Annotated in this window: 16 protein-coding genes; 7 read left to right on the top strand and 9 right to left on the bottom strand. The window is 72.7% G+C overall.

Translation table 11 applies throughout. The features are described 5' to 3' along the window. Positions 1-75 precede the first annotated feature (75 nt). The 5 genes from JJV70_RS04665 (at position 76) to JJV70_RS04645 (ending at position 5,419) form a co-directional block, all read left to right on the top strand. The gene (locus JJV70_RS04665) at positions 76-1,035 is read left to right on the top strand and encodes a hypothetical protein (protein ID WP_219046397.1); all 960 of its coding nucleotides are present in this window, start codon (positions 76-78) and stop codon (positions 1,033-1,035) included. Then, positions 1,028-1,471, top strand: a complete 444-nt coding sequence (locus tag JJV70_RS04660; protein WP_219046396.1) for a peptidase inhibitor family I36 protein — start codon at positions 1,028-1,030, stop codon at positions 1,469-1,471. The genes JJV70_RS04665 and JJV70_RS04660 overlap by 8 nt, the downstream gene beginning before the upstream one ends. A 259-nt stretch (positions 1,472-1,730) precedes the next feature. Further along, positions 1,731-3,035 carry a metallophosphoesterase gene (locus JJV70_RS04655; RefSeq protein ID WP_308294681.1) on the top strand — a complete coding sequence of 435 codons (1,305 nt, stop codon included), beginning with the start codon at positions 1,731-1,733 and terminating at the stop codon, positions 3,033-3,035. Between the two features lie 257 nt (positions 3,036-3,292). Continuing rightward, entirely contained in the window at positions 3,293-4,645 is a 1,353-nt protein-coding gene (locus JJV70_RS04650; RefSeq protein ID WP_374227248.1) for a D-alanyl-D-alanine carboxypeptidase family protein, read from the top strand. A gap of 105 nt (positions 4,646-4,750) precedes the next feature. Then, the gene (locus JJV70_RS04645) at positions 4,751-5,419 is read left to right on the top strand and encodes a Tellurium resistance (protein ID WP_219046395.1); all 669 of its coding nucleotides are present in this window, start codon (positions 4,751-4,753) and stop codon (positions 5,417-5,419) included. A 57-nt stretch (positions 5,420-5,476) separates the two neighbouring features. Here the strand turns inward: JJV70_RS04645 and JJV70_RS04640 are convergent, their stop codons facing one another. From JJV70_RS04640 to trpS, 4 genes are all read right to left on the bottom strand, one after another. Next, entirely contained in the window at positions 5,477-6,670 is a 1,194-nt protein-coding gene (locus tag JJV70_RS04640; RefSeq protein ID WP_308294685.1) for a phospholipase D-like domain-containing protein, read from the bottom strand. Between the two features lie 121 nt (positions 6,671-6,791). Beyond that, positions 6,792-8,018 (bottom strand): YihY/virulence factor BrkB family protein, encoded by a 1,227-nt coding sequence (locus JJV70_RS04635; RefSeq protein WP_219046394.1) that lies wholly within the window; start codon positions 8,016-8,018, stop codon positions 6,792-6,794. Positions 8,019-8,151: 133 nt separating this feature from the next. Further along, positions 8,152-8,742 carry a 2'-5' RNA ligase family protein gene (locus JJV70_RS04630; RefSeq protein ID WP_219046393.1) on the bottom strand — a complete coding sequence of 197 codons (591 nt, stop codon included), beginning with the start codon at positions 8,740-8,742 and terminating at the stop codon, positions 8,152-8,154. A gap of 75 nt (positions 8,743-8,817) precedes the next feature. Further along, on the bottom strand, positions 8,818-9,831 hold the full coding sequence (gene trpS, locus JJV70_RS04625) for a tryptophan--tRNA ligase (RefSeq protein WP_219046392.1): 1,014 nt from the start codon (positions 9,829-9,831) through the stop codon (positions 8,818-8,820). Positions 9,832-10,065: 234 nt separating this feature from the next. Here trpS and rocD point away from each other — a divergent pair, with 234 nt between their 5' ends. Beyond that, the gene (gene rocD, locus JJV70_RS04620) at positions 10,066-11,295 is read left to right on the top strand and encodes an ornithine--oxo-acid transaminase (RefSeq protein WP_219046391.1); all 1,230 of its coding nucleotides are present in this window, start codon (positions 10,066-10,068) and stop codon (positions 11,293-11,295) included. Between the two features lie 60 nt (positions 11,296-11,355). On the opposite strand, the gene JJV70_RS04615 is transcribed toward rocD, so the two are convergent. The 5 genes from JJV70_RS04615 to JJV70_RS04595 all read right to left on the bottom strand — a co-directional run bounded on the left by JJV70_RS04615 (position 11,356) and on the right by JJV70_RS04595 (position 18,787). Beyond that, positions 11,356-12,291: an ABC transporter substrate-binding protein gene (locus JJV70_RS04615; RefSeq protein WP_219046390.1), complete on the bottom strand. Its 936-nt coding sequence runs from the start codon at positions 12,289-12,291 to the stop codon at positions 11,356-11,358. Positions 12,292-12,339: 48 nt separating this feature from the next. Continuing rightward, on the bottom strand, positions 12,340-14,421 hold the full coding sequence (locus JJV70_RS04610; protein ID WP_219046389.1) for an ABC transporter permease subunit: 2,082 nt from the start codon (positions 14,419-14,421) through the stop codon (positions 12,340-12,342). Then, the gene (locus tag JJV70_RS04605) at positions 14,418-15,530 is read right to left on the bottom strand and encodes a glycine betaine/L-proline ABC transporter ATP-binding protein (RefSeq protein ID WP_219046388.1); all 1,113 of its coding nucleotides are present in this window, start codon (positions 15,528-15,530) and stop codon (positions 14,418-14,420) included. The genes JJV70_RS04610 and JJV70_RS04605 overlap by 4 nt, the downstream gene beginning before the upstream one ends. After that, entirely contained in the window at positions 15,530-17,146 is a 1,617-nt protein-coding gene (locus JJV70_RS04600; protein ID WP_219046387.1) for a GMC family oxidoreductase, read from the bottom strand. The genes JJV70_RS04605 and JJV70_RS04600 overlap by 1 nt, the downstream gene beginning before the upstream one ends. 123 nt (positions 17,147-17,269) lie before the next feature. Beyond that, the gene (locus tag JJV70_RS04595) at positions 17,270-18,787 is read right to left on the bottom strand and encodes an aldehyde dehydrogenase family protein (RefSeq protein WP_219046386.1); all 1,518 of its coding nucleotides are present in this window, start codon (positions 18,785-18,787) and stop codon (positions 17,270-17,272) included. 236 nt (positions 18,788-19,023) lie between these two features. On the opposite strand from JJV70_RS04595, the gene JJV70_RS04590 reads away from it, so the two are divergent. Continuing rightward, the gene (locus JJV70_RS04590) at positions 19,024-19,755 is read left to right on the top strand and encodes a hypothetical protein (protein ID WP_219046385.1); all 732 of its coding nucleotides are present in this window, start codon (positions 19,024-19,026) and stop codon (positions 19,753-19,755) included. Positions 19,756-19,930: the final 175 nt, after the last annotated feature.

Below are 19,930 nucleotides of genomic sequence, written 5' to 3'. Positions count from 1 at the left end.
GCGACGCCGCCGGGCTGCCCCCGCACGGGGGGCGGGGGCAGCTACCGGAAACCTGGCGCAGGGGAAGAGGCGGCGGTGAAGCGGCCGTGGGCGACGGCGGTCAGCGTGACTGCGGCGGCCCTGGTGCTCACCGGGGTCGGGGTGGCCGCGCACACGGCCCAGGACGGTACCGGTGCCCCGGGTCCCAGCGCTGCGGCCACCGAACCCACCGCCGAGCAGACCCGCCTGCTCGACCGGGCCGAGCAGGTGCTGATCAGTGAGTGCATGACCGAGCACGGGTTCGCGTACGACGTCACCGAGCCCCCGGACACCCAGGCGCGGTCGTTCCCCTACGTGGTGGACGACATCGCGTGGGCTCGGGAGCACGGGTACGGGGGCGCGGAGGAACGCCGGCTGGAGCGCGTCCGGGAAGCGGACCCCAACCAACGGCGGCTGCGCAGCCTGCCCGCCGACCGGCAAGAGGCCGCGCGCGCCACGCTGATCGGCGCGTCCCCCGTGGGACTGTCCGCCAAGGCGCCCACCGGAACCACCATCACCGCCTCCGACCAGGGCTGCGTCGCCTCCGCCCAGCGCGCTCTCTACGGCGACCTGGCCGCCTGGTTCCGCGTCAAGGTCATCACCATGAACCTGCGGCCGCTGCGCGAGACCCAGGTGCGCGAGGACGCCCGCTACACGCGGGCGGTGGAACGCTGGGCCGCCTGCATGCGGGAAGCCGGGCGGCCCTACCCCACCCCCGACCACACGCGCCGGGCGGCGGCCGACTTCGCCGCCCGGCTACCGGCCAAGGAGGCCGACGCCGCCGCGGCCTCCCTCGCCGCCGCCGAGGCGGCCTGCGCGACCAGCACCGGGCTGGCTCGCGTCGCACAAGACCTGGACCGCTCCTACCGCGAGGAACTCCGCACCGAGTACCGGGACGAGCTCCAGCTCAGGTGGCGGTTCCAGAACGACGCGCTGCCCCGGGCACGACGCGTCACGGCACCACACACCGCAACATCCACGGCACACAAGGACACCTCCGGAGGATCACATGCGTAAGTTCCGTTCCATCCTGGGCGCCTGCGCGCTGGCGCTGCCCCTGGTGGCCGCACCGGGCGTGCTGGCTGGCTCGGCGTCCGCCACCACGCCCGCCACGACGCCCGCCGCCGCTCCTGCCGCGCCCGCCGCTCCTGCCGCCGACGGCAACTTCTGGGTGTGGGAGCACGCCAACTTCAACGGCGCGGCGTGCGGCTGGTCGGGGAACGACGCCAGCTGGAGGACCTGCGGCCACAGCGGGCGGTTCAACATGAACGACCGCGCCTCGTCCTGGCGGAACTCGGGCTACAGCGGCGCCTACGGCGACGTGCGCCTCTACGAGCACGCCTCCTACACCGGAGCCTCAACCTGCGCTCCCAACGGCGGCTCGGGCAACCTTTCGAGGTCGTGGAACGACCGCGTCTCCTCCCACAAGTGGGTCACCAACTGCGGCTACTGACCGCACCCGCGCCCCCACTGGTGTCCCCCGAGGCCCTGGCCCCCCGGGGGACACCGCCACGAGGTCAGCCATGGGCGGGATGCCCCGGCCGGGGCCGTGGAGGCATGCCCGACGCGGCGACGCGTGGCCGTCGGTGAGGACGTACAGTGCGTCCAAGGGATGTCCCGGCTGGTCCGCACACGCTGACCCACGGGCGCCCCTCGTCACCGTCGCGACCAGCGCGGACGTCGGAGTCAATCATCTGGGGGCGGGCACGGCAGTGGGCGTTTTCGTGTTCGTCGTGGTGATCGTGTGCGTGTTCGGCGGCGTGCACTACTACCTGTGGCGGCGGCTGGTCCGCGACGTGAGCGCGCGCGGCTCGCGCTACCGGCGGGTGGGGACGGGGCTGGCCGTGCTGCTGCCGGTGCTGGCCGTCGCCGCGCAGCTGGTGGGCCGCAGCGGGCTGCCGTTCACCGTGCAGCGGATCATCGCCTGGCCCGGGTACCTGTGGTTCGCGGTGCTCGTCTACCTGCTGCTGACGCTTCTCGCGCTGGAGCCGCTGCGTCCGCTGGCCCGGCGGCTGCTGCGGCGGCGGGACGGGGCGCGGAGCGGGGAGGCCCAGGAGGCGGTGCCCGCTGTCGCACCGGAGCGGGTGACCGTGCCCGAGGGTGCCGGGCGCGACGGCGGTGAGCACCCACCCGCCACCCCACCGGCCCCCGCGTCGGCCGCCACACCGGACCCCGCACCGCCGCCCGCGCCGCCCTCGCGCCGCCTGTTCGTGGCCCGCGCCGCCGCCGCCACAGCGGGCGTGGTGGCCGCCGGGACCGTCGGCTACGGCACCTACAGCGTGCTGGGCATCGGGCCACGCCTGAAGCGGGTAACCGTGCCGCTGGCCAAGCTGCCGCGCGGCGCCCACGGGTACCGCATCGCCGTCGTCAGCGACATCCACCTCGGGCCGATCCTGGGCCGCGCCCACACCCAGCGCATCGTGGACGTGATCAACCGGGTGAACGCCGACGCGGTGGCCATCGTCGGCGACCTGGTGGACGGTTCCGTAGCGGACCTCGGCGCGGACGCCGAACCGCTGGCCGGGCTGCGGTCCCGGGACGGCGCGTACTTCGTCACCGGCAACCACGAGTACTACACCGGGCACCGAGAATGGGTGGAGTACGTACGCGAACTGGGCGTGCGGCCGCTGGAGAACGAGCGGCTGGAGCTGCCCGCCTTCGACCTCGCGGGCGTCAACGACGTCGCGGGCGAGGACTACGGCGACGGGCCGGACTTCGCCGCCGCCCTCAAAGACCGCGACCCCAAACGGGCGTCGGTGCTGCTGGCCCACCAGCCGGTGTTGATCCACGAGGCCGTCGAACACGGTGTTGACCTCCAGCTCTCCGGCCACACCCACGGCGGCCAGATGTGGCCCGGCACCTACCTCGCGGCGCTCGCCAACCCGACGCTCGCGGGCCTGGACCGGTACAAGGACACGCAGTTGTACGTGACGCGGGGCGCGGGGACGTGGGGCCCGCCGGTCCGGGTGGGCGCCGAACCGGACATCACGGTGGTGGAGCTGGCGGCCTCGGCCTGAGGGTTCCGGCCTGACGGCCTTCCGGCTGGCGTACGGATGCGGCTTTCCCACTGTGGGCGGGGGCCACGCGCCCGCCGGTGGCACGGTGTGGTGGGTGGCGGTGGCCGTCAGGGCGGCACGGTCCGCTTCACCTGAACGGCGGTAGCGTGGCCCCCGGTTCCGGGGCCGGGGACGGCCACGCCGTAAGGGCTTCGGCGGGGTTTTCGATCCGCTCCCCCGGGGTCCCGGGACTCCGGGGCAGGCGGTACGTTCACAAGGTGGTCACCTTTATTCGTTCCGCCGGGCGCGCGTCCGCCCGTTCGGCCGTCGCCGCCTCGATATTGGCCCCCGTCCTCTTCCTCGGTGCCGCTCCCGCCGCCGCCGAGGAGAAGGACGGCCAGGACAAGGAGCCCAAGCCGCCCGCTTCCATGTCCACGGTGGGCGGGGAGCGGCTGGGGCGGCCGGGCACGCAGGTCGAACGCGGGCCGAACGCGCCGGAGCTGCCGAAGGACGTGACCGCGCGGGCGTGGATCGTGGCCGACGCGGAGACCGGTGACGTGCTGGCCGCGCACAACGCGCACTGGGAGCTGCCGCCCGCGTCCACGCTGAAGATGCTGTTCGCCGACACCCTGCTGCCGAAGTTCGACGCCGAGACGACGTACACCGTGCAGCGCGAGGACCTGGAACCGATGGGGGTGGGCAGCAGTGCGGTGGGCGTGAAGGAGAACTACGAGTATTCCGTACACCAGTTGTGGAACGGCGTGTTCCTGGCCTCCGGCAACGACGCGGTGCACGCGCTGGCCGCGCTGAACGGCGGGCTGGAGCAGACCGTGCGGGAGATGAACGAGCGGGCGGCGGAGCTGGGCGCCGACGACACGCACGTGGTCAGCCCGGACGGTTACGACGCCGAGGGGCAGACCTCCTCCGCCTACGACCTCACGCTCATCGCCCGCTCCGGCATGCAAAAGCCCGACTTCCGCGCCTACGCGGCCACCGGGACCGCCGAGTTCCCCGGCGGCTACGCGGACGAGAACGACGCCGACGACGCGGACGCCGACGCCCAGGACCAGAACGGCGACGCGGACACGGACGCGGGCGACGACGGTGAGGGCGCCGGCGAGAAGAAGCGGAAGCGGGAGTTCTACGACATCCAGTCCACCAACCGTCTGCTCGTCGGCTCCTACGGGCTGGAGCCGTACGAGGGGCTGGCCGGGATCAAGAACGGCTCCACCACGGAGGCGGGCCACACCTTCACCGGCGTCGCCGAACGGAACGACCGGGCGCTGCTGGTGACGGTCATGCACCCGGACGAGGAGAAGGGGGCCAACGGCGTCTACGAGGAAGCGGCGGCGCTGCTGGACTGGGGTTTCGCAGCGGCCGGGAAGGTGAAGCCGGTCGGTGAGCTGGTACCGCCCGAGGGTGCGCTGCGGCCGGTGGGCCAGGCGGAGGGCACGACCGGTCAGGCGGGCGGTACCCCGGCCGGTGACCCCGAGGACCTTGCCACGGGTTCGGTTCCGCAGGCTGAGGGCGGCTCGGGCCTCCCGACGGCGGTCGGCCTGGTCGCCGTCACCGCCGTCGCCCTGGCCGGGGCCACCTGGCTGGCCCACCGCCGCTGGCCGAACCAGCGGTAGGCGCCACGACCGGGGGGTGCCGCCCGGGGAATCGCCGCCCCCGGGGCATACCAACGGCCCGCGAACCGTTAGCGTCGTGGCACAGGCACAGCGAAGGAGGCCAGCGTGACCGATGGTGGTAGCAGCCCGAGCAAGGTGACACTGACGAAGGAGTCCCCCCGGGTTTCCCTGGACAAGTCCGAGGCCGCCCATGGCACCCTCACGGTGAACCTGAACTGGAACGCCCGGCCCGAGGGCGACGCGGCGGGCGGCGGCGGCAAGCGCGGCTTCCTGGCCAAGTTGCAGTCCGCGTTCCAGCCGCAGGGCGGAATCGACTTGGACCTGGGCTGCCTGTGGGAGTTCAGCGACGGTTCCAAGGGCGTCGTCCAGGCGCTCGGCAACGCGTTCACCGCGCGGGACAAGGCAGGCCGGACGGTGCTCTCACTCGACGGCGACGACCGCTCCGGAGCCGCCGTCGCCGGGGAGAACCTGCGCATCGAGCTGGAGCACGCCGACTCCATCAAGCGGGTCCTGGTGTTCGCGCTCATCTACGAGGGCGTGCCGAACTGGGAGCAGGCCGACGCCGTGGTGACGCTCACCCGGCCCGGGCAGGCGCCGATCGAGGTGCGGCTGGACGAGTCGGACCAGCAGTCGCGGATCTGCGCCATCGCGATGATCGAGAACACCGGGCGGGGGCTGACCGTGCAGCGCGAGGTGCGGCACGTGCGCGGAGCGCAGAAGGCGCTCGACCAGGCGTACCAGTGGGGCATGGACTGGGCGCCGGGCCGCAAGTAGCGCTGACGTGGGTGCGGGCGCCGCCGGCCGGCGTCCGCCCCCACGCCACGCGAGGCGTCACAGGAAGCGGCGGATCGGGGCGACGGCGAGTTCACCCAGGCGTTGCAGGCCGGGGCGGGAGCGCCAGCGGCGCGGGCAGATGGCCTCGGCCCGGGTCAGGTCCGCCTCGAAGTCGGCGTCCAGGGTGGCCGTGAACGCGTCGTCGATGACGGCGAGCATGACCTCTTCGTCGTGGTCCAGCGAGCGGCGGTTGACGTTGGTGGAGCCGACGAGGGAGGCGATGCCGTCCACCGTGATGATCTTCGCGTGGAGCATCGTCGGCTGGAACTGGTAGATCTTGACGCCGCTGGCCAGCAGCTCCAGGTAGTGGCTCTGCCCGGCCAGCTGGCACAGCCGTTCGTCGGTGTACGGGCCGGGAAGCAGGATCTCCACCGCGACGCCGCGACGCGCTGCCTCGCACAGCAGGTTGATGAAGTACGTGTCCGGGGCGAAGTACGCGGTGGTCAGGCGCAGCCGCCGCTCAGCCGTCTCGATGACGATGCGCAGCAGGGTCTGCATGTCCTGCCATCCGATGCTGGCCGAGCCCCGCACCACCTGGACGACGGCGTCGCCGTGCGGCTCCTGGTGGACGAACCGGTCACGGTCGTCGAACAGGTCGGGGCGGCACTCGGCCCAGTTCTGCGCGAACGCCGCCGCGATGCCGTCCACCGCCGGGCCGCGCACCTCCACGTGGGTGTCGCGCCACTCGTGCTCGTTGCGCGCGTCACCGCACCACTCCCCGGCGATGCCGACACCGCCGGTGAACGCGATCTGCTCGTCCACCACCAGCACCTTGCGGTGGCAGCGGTGGTTCTGCTTGAACGGCGACAGCCACAGCGGCTTGCGGAACCAGGCGACGTGGACCCCGGCCTCGTCCATCTCCTCCAGCAGGTGCTTCTCGATGGGGCGGCTGCCGAACCCGTCCAGCAGCACCCGCACCCGCAGCCCGGCCCGGGCCCGCTCGCACAGCGCGTGCGCGAACTCGCGGGCGATGTCACCGCGCCAGTAGACGAAGGTCATCATGTCCACGGTGTGCTGGGCCGCGCGCACGCGCTCCAGCATCGCGGGGAAGATTTCGTCGCCGTTCCGCAGCCGGGTCAGAGCGTTGCCCTCGGTGGCCGGGGTGCCAATCAGCCGCTCCAGGCGCCGCCGCAGGCGCTGCGCGGGCGCCAGATCCGCGTCCGACGCCAGCGTCCCGGTCTGGTGCGGGATGCTCGGCTCCGGGATCGCCGCACCGCTCGTCGCCGTCTCGCTCACGCAGCTCTCCTTCAAACTCTGGTACCGGTCACACAACGCATGCCAGCGGTGGAGGGTACACCGAACGGACGTGCGGTTACCTCTGCGCCTCCCCCGGCTGGGTTGCCCGCGCCTTCGTCTTCCCCGGCTGGGTTGCCCGCGCCTTCGTCTTCCCCGGCTGGGACTCCCCAGGCTGGGTCTCCCCCGGCGGCGGGTCATGCGCCGGTGTCACCCCCAGCGCCTTCCGGACCCGGGCCATCGCCCGGGCGACCTGCTCGCGCGGCCCGGTGCGCTGGCTCCCGGTGCGCCTGCCTCCGGCGTCGGACGTCCCGGGTTCCCCGTGCCCGTCCCCGTCCCCGTCCCCGTCCCCGGAAGGCTCCGAGGGCAGGGAGCCCGGGGCGTCTTCGGCGTCTTCGGCGGACTCGGCGGACTCGGCACCGAGACATGCCCGGGGCTGCTCCCCCGTCTCCTCCCGCACCTCCCGGGCCGTGGCCGCCCAGGCGGCGCAGAACAGCAGCAGCCTGGCCACGAGGTTCATCCACAGCAGCAGCGCCACGGGCACGCCGAACGCGCCGTACATGCTCTTTGCGGCGACGCCCTTGAGGTAGCCGCCGAGCAGCAGCTTCAGCAGCTCGAAGCCGACGGCGCCGATCAGCCCGGCCTGGAGCAGCACCCAGCGCGGCGGGCGCACGCCCGGGATACGGGTGAGCAGATAGCCCAGGAGCAGGAAATCGACGCCGAGGGCGGCGACGACGGGCACGGTCTGGAGCACCGCGCGCGCCACCCCCGCGCGCTCCACGCCCAGCTGGTCGGCCGTCCAGTCCACCGCGCCGACGGCGAACGCCGAGCCCGCCAGCGAGACCACCACCACACCGCCGAGCCCGGCCAGCATGCCCAGGTCCCGCAGCTTGACCAGGACCGGGTTGAGTTCTTCCTCCGGACACCGCCACACCGCGCGCACGCACCCGCGCACCGACTCCACCCAGTTCAGCCCGGTGAACAGCAGCGCGGTGCCCGCGATGAGCCCGACCGTACCGGCGTTGTCCACGAAGGACTGGAGGCCCACCTGGTCGGCGATGCCCGGCAGCTGGGCGGACAGCCAGTCCTGCGCGGTGCCGATCTGGCTCTCGGTGAGGAACGCGGCGCCCACGGCGGCCGCGAGCGCCAGCCCCGGGAACAGCGCCATGAAGCTGGTGAAGGTGATCGCGGCGGACAGGCGCGTCCAGTGCGTCGCGTCCATCCGCTCGTAGGCGCGCCACAGGTGCGTGTGCGTGAGCTTCACCACGAGCGGGCCGACGTACGGCAACCGGGTCAGCCAATCCATGCAGCCCCTTCTACCCTCCGTCCGGCAAAGCAAGGGGCACCCGCCGGAAACCACTCCACCGGACGGCCCCGCAGCGGGAGCACGGACCTCAGCGCGCACCGGTTCCGGGGCCGCAGAGCGGCGGCCCCAGCCTTCAGCTCGCTGGGGCCGCCGGCCGTGACCTGCCCGACTGCTGGGGCAGGGAGGGCAGCGGCGGTCTCCCCGTGAAGCGGAACTCCCGCACCAGCCGCCATACCCCGTCCCGCGTGTTCTGCTCGTACAGCGCGAAGCCGGTGATCAGCCAGGCCGCCTCGAAGTCGGACAGCTCGCGCTGCGCCCGGTCCATCGCGGCCTCGTCGATGCCGTGGGCGATGGTGACGTGCGGGTGGTACGGGAAGTTCAGCTCCCGCGCGAGCGGCCCCTCGGGGGCCCGCACCCGCTCCTGGAGCCCGTGGCAGGACGCCGCGCCCTCCGCGACGCGCACGAAGACCACGGGCGAGAGGGGGCGGAAGGTGTCGGTGCCGGACAGCCGCATCGGGAACGGCTGACCGGCGGCGGCCACCTCCGCGAGATGCCGCTCGATCACCTCGCGGTCGGCCGCCTCGACCTCAGTGGGCGGCAGGAGGGTGACGTGGGTGGGGATGCCGTGGGCCGCGGTGTCCCCGAAGCCCGTACGGCACTGCTGGAGCATGCTGCCGTACGGCTCCGGGACCGCGATCGACACGCCGACCGTGCAGGTCCCCACGTCCTCTCCCTCCTGCCGCTCCTGTCCGTGCGTACGCATCCGGTGTGCGAAGCCGCTCAGCCTATCCGGGAAATATCAGTGCTTCGCGGGCAGGAAGCCCACCTTGTCATAGGCCCGGGCCAGCGTCTCAGCGGCGACGGTACGGGCCTTCTCGGCGCCCTTGGCCAGCAGCGAGTCCAGCGTCTCCGGGTCGCCCAGGTACTCCTGCGTCCGCTCGCGGAACGGCGTCACCCAGTCCGTCACGAGCTCCGCGAGGTCCACCTTGAGCGCGCCGTAGCCCTGGCCCGCGTAGCGCTGCTCCAGTTCGGCGATGGGCGTACTGGTGAGCGTGGCGTAGATGGTGAGCAGGTTGCTGACGCCGGGCTTGTTCTCCGGGTCGAAGCGGATCTCGGAGCCGGTGTCGGTCACGGCACCGCGGATCTTCTTCGCGGTGGTCTTCGGCTCGTCCAGCAGCGAGATCAGGCCCTTGGGCGAGGAGGCGGACTTGCTCATCTTGACCGCCGGGTCCTGGAGGTCGTAGATCTTCGCCGTCTCCTTGAGGATGTAGGGCGCGGGCAGGTTGAACAGCTGCCCGAAGCGGCCGTTGAAGCGCTCGGCCAGGTCGCGGGTGAGTTCGATGTGCTGGCGCTGGTCCTCGCCGACGGGCACCTGGTCGGCCTGGTAGAGGAGGATGTCGGCGACCTGGAGCACCGGGTAGGTGAACAGGCCGACGGTGGTGCCCTCGGCGCCATGCCTGGCCGACTTGTCCTTGAACTGCGTCATCCGCGACGCCTCGCCGAACCCGGTGAGGCAGTTCATCACCCAGCCGAGCTGGGCGTGCTCGGGCACGTGGCTCTGCACGAACAGGGTGCACCGCTCCGGGTCCAGGCCCGCCGCCAGCAGCTGGGCGGCGGCCAGCCGGGTGGCGGCGCGCAGCCGCTCCGGGTCCTGCGGGACGGTGATCGCGTGCAGGTCAACGACGGCGTAGAACGCGTCGTGGGTCTCCTGGAGCGCCACCCACTGGCGGACCGCACCCAGGTAGTTGCCCAGGTGGAAGGAGCCTGAGGTGGGCTGGATACCGGACAGCACGCGGGGACGCTCGTTAGCCATGCTGGCCATTCTCGCAGAGCGCCCGCACCGCCCCGTGCCGCCGCCGCACCGCCCCCGCGAGGGCTCTGCGCGACGCCGGATGGCGTCCGGCGTCCGGTAACGAGCGAGAAAAGTCCTCGCGGCCACCGGGGACGAATCGGTGAATCTTCCGCGCCACCGGCCCGTCCGGCGGTAGAAAGGGGGCACCGCTTGTCACCAGCCTGTGAGCGTTGACCCGACCGATCGGAGCGTGTGATGTCCCAGCCCTCCTCCTCTGCCGCGCCCTCCGCCGCCGAACTGATCGCCGCCGCCGACGCGCACAGCGCGCACAACTACCACCCGCTGCCCGTTGTCGTCCGTTCCGCCGAGGGCGCCTGGATGACGGACGTCGAGGGCCGCCGCTACCTCGACCTGCTCGCCGGGTACTCGGCGCTGAACTTCGGCCACGGCAACCCGCGGCTGCTCGCCGCCGCCCGGGACCAGCTGGACCGCCTCACCCTCACCTCCCGTGCCTTCCACCACGACCGCTTCGCCGCGTTCTGCGTCCAGCTCGCCGAGCTGTGCGGCATGGAGGCGGTACTGCCGATGAACACCGGCGCGGAGGCGATCGAGACGGCGGTGAAGACCGCGCGCAAGTGGGGCTACCGCGTCAAGGGGGTGCCGGACGGGCGGGCGAAGATCGTCGTCGCCGCGAACAACTTCCACGGCCGCACGACGACGATCGTCAGCTTCTCCACCGACGAGGAGGCCCGCGCCGACTACGGCCCCTACACGCCCGGCTTCGAGATCGTCCCCTACGGCGACCTCGCGGCCCTTGAGGCGGCCGTGGACGCCGAGACCGTCGCCGTGCTGCTGGAGCCGATCCAGGGCGAGGCGGGCGTGCTGGTGCCGCCGCCCGGTTACCTCGCGGGCGTCCGCGAGCTGACCCGGGCGCGGAACGTGCTGTTCATGGCCGACGAGATCCAGTCCGGGCTCGGGCGCACGGGCCGCACGTTCGCCTGCGAGCACGAGGACGTCGTGCCGGACGTGTACGTGCTGGGCAAGGCGCTGGGCGGTGGCATCGTCCCCGTCTCCGCCGTCGTCTCCTCCCGCGAGGTGCTGGGCGTCTACCGGCCCGGCGAGCACGGTTCGACGTTCGGCGGCAACCCGCTGGCCTGCGCGGTGGCGCTGGAGGTGGTGGCCATGCTGCGGACCGGGGAGTTCCAGCAGCGGGCGGCGGAGCTGGGCGACCACCTGCACCAGGAACTCGCGCTGCTGGCCGCCGACGGCCGGGTGAGCGCGGTACGCGGCCGGGGGCTGTGGGCCGGGGTCGAGGTGGACCCCGCGTTCGGCACGGGCCGCGAGCTGTCGGAGCGGCTGATGGCCGAGGGCGTGCTGGTGAAGGACACGCACGGCTCCACGATCCGGATCGCGCCGCCGCTGGTGATCACCAAGGAGGACCTGGACTGGGCGCTGACCCGCCTGCGCGAGGTGCTGGCCCGTTAAGAGGAGCCTTCCCGCATGCTCCCCCAGCCGCTCGGTGGGGGAGCATGCGGGAACGCGGGCTCAGCTCTCCTTGGGGAGCCACTTCTTCCAGACGTCCTCGTGGTCCGCGATCCACTGCGACGCCGCGTCCTCCGGGGACATGTCCTCGCCCGCGATCATGCGGGCGACCTCGTTCTGGTCCTCCGTCGTCCACTGGAAGTTCTTCAGGAACTCGGCGGCGTCGCCGCCGTTCTCCGCGAAGTCGGCGTTGAAGTACTTCTGCAGCGGCAGCGTCTCGTAACCGCACGCGGTCTCCTCCGCGGGCTCGTTGCAGCCCTCGGTGTACTCCGGCAGCTTCACCTCGACCATCTCGATCTCGGCGTTCATCCACTGCGGGTCCCACCAGTAGGTGAGGAACGGCTCTTCGGCGTCGTACAGCCGCTGGATCTCCTTGAGCTGCGCGGCCTCACTGCCGGTGGGGATGACCTTGTAGTCCAGGTCCAGGTTCTTCACCAGGTGCTTGTCGTACGTGGTGTACGAGGGCGCGGCGCCGATGAAGTGGCCCTGGTCGCCGGATTCGGAGGTCTTGAAGTCGCCGGCGAAGTCGTTGAGGTTGCGGTAGTCCAGGACCTCGGGGTTCTCGTCGGCGAAGTACTTCGGCACGAACCAGCCGATGTGGCCGGTGACGCCGAGGTCACCGCCGGCGGTGACGGTCTTGGTCTCCTCGACGTACTTCTTCTCCTTCTTCGGGACGCCGCCCCAGTCCTCCAGGATGGCGTCCGCCTTGCCGCTGTGCAGCGCGTCGAAGGCGACGGGCTCGTCCATCTGCTTCTGCTCGACGTCCACGCCGAGTTCGTCCTCCAGGAGCTGACCGGCCACGGCGGCGTTGGCCTGCGCGCCGACCCAGGACGGCACCGCGATGGTGACCTCGTTGGATTCCGCAGAGCAGGAGCTCAGGAGCAGACCGGCCAGTCCGGCGCCGGCGATGACGGAGGTGCGTAGGGGTTTGCTGTGCATGGCATGCTTCCTTCGGTTACGGAAAGGGGGGTGGGAGTCGGGGACCGCTCAGCGGCGGGCGGTGTCGGGCGTGCCAGGCTGGGTGAGGCGGTCCAGGAGGATGCCGAGGCAGACGATGGCCGCTCCGGCGGGCAGGCCGAGCGCCAGGTCACCCTTGGCCAGGCCGGTGATGACGTCGATGCCCAGCGCGCCGCCGCCGACCATGCCCGCGATGACGACCATGGACAGCACCAGCACCACGCCCTGGTTGACGGCGACGAGCAGCGCCCGCCGGGCCAGCGGCAGCTGTACCTGGCGCAACTCCTGCCAGCCGGTGGCGCCGAGCGAGCGGGCGGCCTCCACGGTGGCCGGGTCCACCTGCCGGATGCCCTGCGTGGTGACGCGGATGACGGCGGGCAGCACGAACACCACGGCGGCGGTGACGCCCGCGACGCGGCCCGCGCTGAGCAGCGCGACGACCGGGATCAGGTACACGAACTGCGGCATCGTCTGCATGGCGTCCAGCACCGGGCGCAGCAGCCGTTCCACCCGGGGCACCCGGGCGGCCAGCACGCCGACGGCGAAGCCGACGACGAGGGTGATCAGCAGCGCGAGGAGCACCTGGGAGAGCGTGTCCATCGACCGTGTCCACAGGCCGAGCACGCCGATGACGCCGAGCGAGGCGGTCGCGGTGAGCGCGGCGCGCCAGCGGCCGACGGTCCAGGCGAGGCTCGCGGCGAGCAGGATCAGCGCCCACCACGGGGTGGCGTTCAGCCCGTCGCGCAGGGGGTTGAGCACCCACTCGGTGATGAAGTTGGACCAGGTGAGGGTGCCGCCGACGACGGGCACACCGGAGCCGATGGTGTCCTCGGTCCAGGCCACGGCGTCGTTGACCCACGGTGCGATGTTGACGCGCCACTCGCGCGGCCACGCGCGCTCGCCCAGGTACGGGCCGACGGCGGCGAGCACGGCCGTCAGCACGCCGAGGCCCAGCCAGCCGGGCCAGCCGCGCAACCGGGCCAGGCGGCCGCTGACGCCAGAGCCGGAACCGGAGCCGGTGTCGGCGTCGTCGAGGCGGGCGCCCGCGGCGGCGGTGGTGCGGTCCAGCAGGACGGCGAGCAGGACGACGCAGATGCCCGCGGCCAGCGCCTGGCCGACGTTGAGCTTGCCGAGCGCCTGGTAGATGCGGTCGCCCAGGCCGCCGGAGCCGACGACGGAGGCGAGCACGACCATGGACAGGCACATCATGATCGTCTGGTTCAGCCCGAGCAGCATCTCCTTGCGCGCGAGCGGCAGCCGGGCGGTGCGCAGCCGCTGCCAGGGGCTCGCGCCGAGCGAGGCGGACGCCTCCAGCGCGGCCGGGGAGGCGCCGCGCAGGCCGAGCGAGGTGAGCCGGGCCATGGGCGGCGCGGCGTAGATGACGGTGGCCACCAGCGCCGAGGGCACGCCGATGCCGAACAGCAGCACGAACGGCAGCAGGTAGGCGAAGGCGGGCATGACCTGCATCAGGTCGAAGACGGGGCGCAGGGCGCGTTCCCAGCGGTCGGAGAGTCCGGCGGCCAGCCCGAGCAGCAGGCCCAGGAGGGCGGCGACGGCGACGGCGACGGTCATCAGCGCCAGCGTCTCCATCGTCGGCTTCCACATGCCCAGCAGGCCGCAGGCGGCGAAGACGCCGAGCGCGGTGGCGCCGGTGCGCAGCGCCCGGCGGTTGCGGCCCGCGCCTCCGGCGTACCAGGCGATGGCGGTGCCGAGCAGGGTGACGCCGATCCAGCCGAGGCTGGCGAACAGGTCGGTGAGCGCGTCCACCGACAGTTCGGCGGTGTTGCTGATGTGCAGCAGGAAGTACAGGAACAGCCAGTGCGTCGTGCGGTTGTCCACGAGCCAGCTGTTGAGGGAGTCCAGCGGCGTGCGCACGTCCACGGTGAGGCCGCCGGGCCAGGCGCCGGAGCCGGTGGCCAGCGCGCTGATCACGACGACGGCCAGGGCGAGGCCCACCAGCAGGACCGGTGGCCGGACGGCGCGCCGCGCCCGCAGGGCAAGACCCGGCGTGGGCTCGGCGGACGCGGCCCGCGCGGTGGCGGGGGCGCTCTTGTCGGCGGGGGCTGTGGGGTCGGCGGGAGGGTCGGCCTGATCGACGGTGGGTGCGCTCACGCGGCCACCACCTCCCGGTCCGGGTCCTCGTCCAGCCCGGCGACCACCGCCAGGAGCCGCTGGTGGTCCACGACGCCCAGGAGGCGGCCGTCGTCCATGACGCGGACGTGCTCGCCGGTGCGGGCGACGGCCTCGATCGCGTCGGCGACCACCGCGCCGGGCGGGAGCACCGTGCCGGTCTCGCTCTCCTCACCGGTGGCCGGGCGCAGCGCGCGGCGCACGGTGATGACCTGTTCGCGCGGCACGTCGCGCACGAAGTCGCGCACGTAGGCGTCGGCGGGGGTGGCGACGATCTCCTCGGGCGTGCCGAGCTGGGCGATGGCGCCGCCCCGCATGAGCGCGATGCGGTCGCCCAGGCGCAGCGCCTCGGACAGGTCGTGGGTGATGAAGACCATCGTGCGGCCTTCCTCGCGGTGCAGCCGCACCACCTCGTCCTGCATGTCCCGGCGGATCAGCGGGTCCAGGGCGCTGAACGGCTCGTCGAACAGCAGCACCTGCGGGTCCACGGCGAGCGCGCGGGCCAGGCCAACGCGCTGCTGCTGGCCGCCGGAGAGCTGGCCGGGGCGGCGGGCGCCGAGTCCGTCGAGGCCGACCTTGGTGAGCATCTCCTCGGCCCGGGCGCGGCGTTCGGCCTTGGCCATGCCCTGGATCTCCAGGCCGTAGGCGATGTTGTCCAGCACGGTGCGGTGCGGGAGCAGGCCGAAGTGCTGGAAGACCATGGCGGCGCGGTGGCGGCGCAGTTCGCGCAGCCGGGCGGTGTCCATGGCGAGCACGTCCTCGCCGTCGATGTGCAGGGTGCCGCTGGTGGGTTCGATGAGCCGGGTCAGGCAGCGCACGAGCGTGGACTTGCCGGAGCCGGACAGGCCCATGACGACGAACACCTCGCCGGGGCGGACGTCGAAGGAGACGTCGCGGACGGCGGCGGTGCAGCGGGTGCGGGCGGCCAGTTCGGCGGGGTCGAGCGCGGCCAGCTCCGGGTCGCGCGGGACGCGTTCGGCCTTGGGGCCGAAGACCTTCCACAGGTTGCGGACGGCGAACACCGGTTCGGTGGCCGCGCTCTGGACGTTCTGGACGTTCTGGACGTTCTGGGGGGTTTCAGCGGCGGACATCAGGCAACACCTCCCGGTGTCGGGGTCGCGGGAGTCGGGGGAGTCGCGGGATCGTCGGCATTGACGCCGGCATCGGCGGTGAGCAGGTCGGCGGCCTTCTCGCCCACCATCAGGACGCCGATCATCGGGTTGACGGAGGTCATGGTGGGGAAGACGGAGGCGTCGGCGATGCGCAGCTTGCGCAGGCCGCGCACCCGCAACCGCGGATCGACGACGGCGAGGGCGTCGTCGGCGGCGCCCATGCGGCAGGTCCCGGCCGGGTGGTAGACGGTGTGGGCGACCTGCCGGGCGTAGGCGCTCAGCTCCTCGTCGCTGGTGATCCGCGGGCCGGGGCACACCTCGCGGCGCAGCCACTTCGCGAACGGCTCCGTCGCGGCGATCTCGCGGGCGAGCTTGATGCCCTCGACCAGGGTGCGGCCGTCGTAGTCGTCCTCGTCGGTGAAGTAGCGGAAGTCCAGCGCGGGCTTGACGGCCGGGTCGGCGCTGGTGAGGTAGAGGCGGCCACGGCTGCGGGGCTTGGGGATGTTCGGCGTCATCGACACCCCGTGCTCGGGCCGTTCGTAGCCGATGCGCTCGGGGTTGTCGGTGAACGGGATCTGGTAGAAGTGGAACATCAGGTCCGGCGTGGCGGACTCGGGGTCGCGGCGTACGAACAGACCGGCGTCGGAGTCCATCGCGGAGTTGTCCGGAATCGGCCCCTCGGTCTCCCACACGATCACCGACTCGGGGTGGTCGAGCAGGTTCTCGCCGACGCCGGGCAGGTCGTGCGCGACGTCGATGCCGAGCGCGGTGAGGTCGTCGGCCGGGCCGATACCGGAGTGCAGCAGCAGGCGCGGGGTGTCCACCGCGCCCGCGCACAGGATCACCTCGCGCCGGGCGGTCAGCAGCGTCTCGGTGCCGTCCTGCGCGCGCACGTGCACGCCGCGCGCGGTGTCGCCGTCCAGCTCCAGGCGGAACGCCCAGGTGTTCAGCAGCAGGTGCAGGTTCGGGCGGTCGCCCGCCTCGATGTGCGGGTGGAGGTAGGCGACGGAGGCGGAGGAGCGCTTGTTGTCCTCCGGGTGGTAGGCGAGGTCGAAGAACCCGGCGCCCTCGGTGAACGGGGCGGCGTTGAAGCCCTCGACGCGGGGCACGCCGGTGGCCGTCAGCGCGGCGTCCACCCAGTCGCGGGCGATGGCGTTGCGGTCCTTCTCGTGCACCGGGACGACGTTGTTACGCAGCCGTCCGAAGTAGGGGTCCATCGCCGTGGCGTTCCAGCCGGTGGCGCCCGCCTGCTCCCACTCGTCCCAGTCGCCGGGCAGCGGCTTGAAGGAGATCAGCGTGTTGTGCGAGGAGCAGCCGCCGAGCACCTTGGCGCGGCTGTGCCGGATGTGGCTGTTGCCGCGCGGCTGTTCGGTGGTCGGGTAGTCGTAGTCCAGCTCGCCGCCGAGCAGGCCGAGCCAGCGGCGCAGCGTGAGCACCTCGGGGCGGTCGATGTCGGAGGGGCCGCCCTCGATGACGGCGACGGTGACGCCGGGGTCCTCGGTCAGCCGGGAGGCGATGACGCAGCCAGCCGTGCCGCCGCCGACGATCACGTAGTCGTACGCACGCGCGCTGGGGAACTCACTGGGTTCAGGCATGGGTGGGGTGCGGCTCCTTGCGGTGGACGCGTGCGCGGCACGGCACGCGGGAGGACGAGGGAGGGGGGAACCAGGGGCGCGGCGGGCCGCCCGGTGGGGCGGCCCGCGACAGCGACACGGGCGTCAGCCGGCGAACCAGCGGACGGGCGCGGGGCGCAGGTTCTCGTAGATGTGCTTGGTCTCGCGGTACTCCGCCAGCCCGGCGGGGCCCAGCTCGCGGCCGACGCCGGAGCGGCCGAAACCGCCCCACTCCGCCTGCGGCAGGTAGGGGTGGTAGTCGTTGATCCACACCGTGCCGTGCCGCAGCCGGGCGGCGACGCGCCGGGCGCGGGCGGTGTCGGCGGAGAAGACGCCGCCCGCGAGGCCGTACTCGGTGTCGTTGGCGAGCGCGACGGCCTCGTCCTCGGTGTGGAAGGTCTCCACCGTCAGGATCGGGCCAAACGTTTCCTCCCGCACGACGCGCATGTCGCCGTGGCAGTGGTCCAGCACGGTGGGCCGGTAGAAGAAGCCCCCGGCGGGACGGTCGTCGCCCGGGTCGGGGCGGACGCCGCCGCAGCGCAGCGTGGCACCGTCGGCCAGGGCGTCGGCGACGTAGCGCTCGGTCTTCTCCAGCTGCTGGAGGGAGACCAGCGGGCCGCACTCGACGCCGGGCTCGGTGCCCCGGCCCAGCCGGATGCGCTGGGCGCGGCGGACCAGTTCGGCCACGAAGCGGTCGCGCACCGACTCCTCGATGATGAGCCGCGCCCCGGCCGAGCACACCTGGCCGCTGTGGATGAACGCGGCGTTCAGCGCCTGGTCCACGGCGACCTCGAAGCCCTCGTCGGTGGCGCAGGCGTCGGCGAACACGACGTTGGGGTTCTTGCCGCCCAGTTCGAGGGCGACCTTCTTCACGCCCGGCGCGGCGGCCTGGGCCACCTTGACGCCGCTGACCAGGCCGCCGGTGAAGGAGACCAGGTCCACGTCCGGGTGTTCGGCCAGCCGCGCGCCGACCGGGTCACCCGCGCCGGTGACCAGGTTGCCCACACCCTCGGGCAGCCCGGCCTCGTCCAGCAGCTGAAGCAGGCGGACCGTGGACATCGGCGTCAGCTCGCTGGGCTTGAGCACGAAGGTGTTGCCCGCCGCCAGCGCGGGGGCCACCTTCCAGCTCGCCTGCAACAGCGGATAGTTCCACGGCGTGATCATGGCGCAGACGCCCACCGGCTCGTGCACGACGACGCTGTGCACGTCCGGGCTGCCCGCGTCCACCACGCGCCCGCCGGACTCGTTCATCACCAGGTCGGCGAAGTAGCGGAAGGCGGCGGTGACGTCATCGACGTCCACCCGGCCCTCCTCCAGCGTCTTGCCCGCGTCCCGTGACTCGGTGCGCGCCACGTCCTCGCGGTCGCGCTGCAACAGGTCCGCGACGCGGCGCAGCAGCGCGGCCCGCTCGGCGACCGGCGTGTGCGGCCAGGGGCCCTCGTCGAAGGCCCGGCGGGCGGCGGCCACCGCCGCGTCCGTGTCCTTCGCGCAGCCGTCGGCGACCCGCGCGAGCACCGTGGCGTCGGCGGGGTCCAGCACCTCGCGGGTGCCACCGCTGCTGGCGGCACGCCAGTGCCCGGCGATGAACAGGGTTGCGAGGTCGGACGCGTCTTCGTGCTGCATTACCTTGCTTTCTGGGGCTTCCGGAGCTTTCCGGGCGCTGTCGCGCGGTGCCGGTCATACCGGCAACGGGCACCCCTTCCCCGTTCCTTCGAACCCATGCGCGCATCCGCGCGGAAGTGGCCTTCCTCACGCGGCGCACGCCGGATCGTCCCGTTCCGTACGGTGGGGCCCGAATGTGAACACCCCGTACGGTGGGGCCCGCAGGTGAACACCGCACCGACGGAGGTCTTGGGCACGTGGGCAAGCAGTACGGAAGGCTGGCGGCGGTGGCCGCGGCCGCACTGGTGGCCGCGGGCGGCCTCGCGGCCTGCACGAGCGGTGGCGACGGGCTGGCGGACCAGTCCGGGCAGCAGGTCGAGGAGCGGGCGCGCGAGGCGCTGAAGTCCGCGCGGTCGCTGCGGTTCACGATACGCGGCGACCAACAGGACACGGCGTCCATCGACTTCATGCTGGACCGCGACGGCAACTGCGCCGGCACCACCAGCATGGGCGAGCAGGGCTCAGCCGAGATCATCAAGCGCGGCGATGTGGTGTGGTTCAAGCCCGACCGCACGTTCTGGGAGGCCCAGGCCGGACAGGCCGGTGCGGACGCCTACGAGGCGTTCGCGGGCCGCTACCTCACCGGTCCCGCGAGCGACCCGATGATGGAGGACTTCGCGGCGGGCTGCCAGCTGCGGACGCTCCAGGACGGCATGAAATCGGGCGGCGCCGAGTGGAGCGACCCCGCCAAGGGGGAGGTGGACGGGGAGCCCGTCGTCACCATCACCGCCGAGAGCGGGGAGCGGACCCACACCATCGACGTCGCCGCCCAGGGCGAGCCGTACCCGGTGCGGCTGGTGGAGAAGGCGGACGGCTCGACGACCACGACCACCCTGTCCGACTTCGACGAGCCGGTGCCGAGCGAGACACCCTCGGCCAAGGAGTCGGTGGACGTGAAGAAGGTACAGAAGGAACTGGCGGGCGGCTGAACGGGGGCGGGCGCGGCGCGAACCCGCCCGGCTCAGCGCGGGCACGGTACGAAAACGGCACCGGCACCGACACCGACACGGAAACGGCGCGGGCGCGGCACCCACCTCGGGAGGGGTGCCGCGCCCGCGCCGTGCGGGGCGAGCGCTGGGGGTCCAGCCGCGTGCGGCGGCTCCC

Origin of the sequence: Streptomyces sp. JJ66 (assembly GCF_019303495.1) — a bacterium.
In the GTDB taxonomy this organism is placed as follows: Bacteria; Actinomycetota; Actinomycetes; order Streptomycetales; family Streptomycetaceae; genus Streptomyces.
The sequence above is the reverse complement of the archived record's forward strand: the minus strand, read 5'-3'. Positions and strand labels throughout refer to the sequence as shown.

Bases quoted from the DNA above. Each gene is read 5' to 3' on its own strand.
- JJV70_RS04660 (WP_219046396.1), top strand. From the start codon at position 1,028: ATGCGTAAGTTCCGTTCCATCCTGGGCGCCTGCGCGCTGGCGCTGCCC.
- JJV70_RS04635 (WP_219046394.1), bottom strand. From the start codon at position 8,018: ATGGATTGGCTGACCCGGTTGCCGTACGTCGGCCCGCTCGTGGTGAAG.
- trpS (WP_219046392.1), bottom strand. From the start codon at position 9,831: ATGGCTAACGAGCGTCCCCGCGTGCTGTCCGGTATCCAGCCCACCTCA.
- rocD (WP_219046391.1), top strand. From the start codon at position 10,066: ATGTCCCAGCCCTCCTCCTCTGCCGCGCCCTCCGCCGCCGAACTGATC.
- JJV70_RS04615 (WP_219046390.1), bottom strand. From the start codon at position 12,291: ATGCACAGCAAACCCCTACGCACCTCCGTCATCGCCGGCGCCGGACTG.
- JJV70_RS04605 (WP_219046388.1), bottom strand. From the start codon at position 15,530: ATGTCCGCCGCTGAAACCCCCCAGAACGTCCAGAACGTCCAGAACGTC.
- JJV70_RS04600 (WP_219046387.1), bottom strand. From the start codon at position 17,146: ATGCCTGAACCCAGTGAGTTCCCCAGCGCGCGTGCGTACGACTACGTG.
- JJV70_RS04595 (WP_219046386.1), bottom strand. From the start codon at position 18,787: ATGCAGCACGAAGACGCGTCCGACCTCGCAACCCTGTTCATCGCCGGG.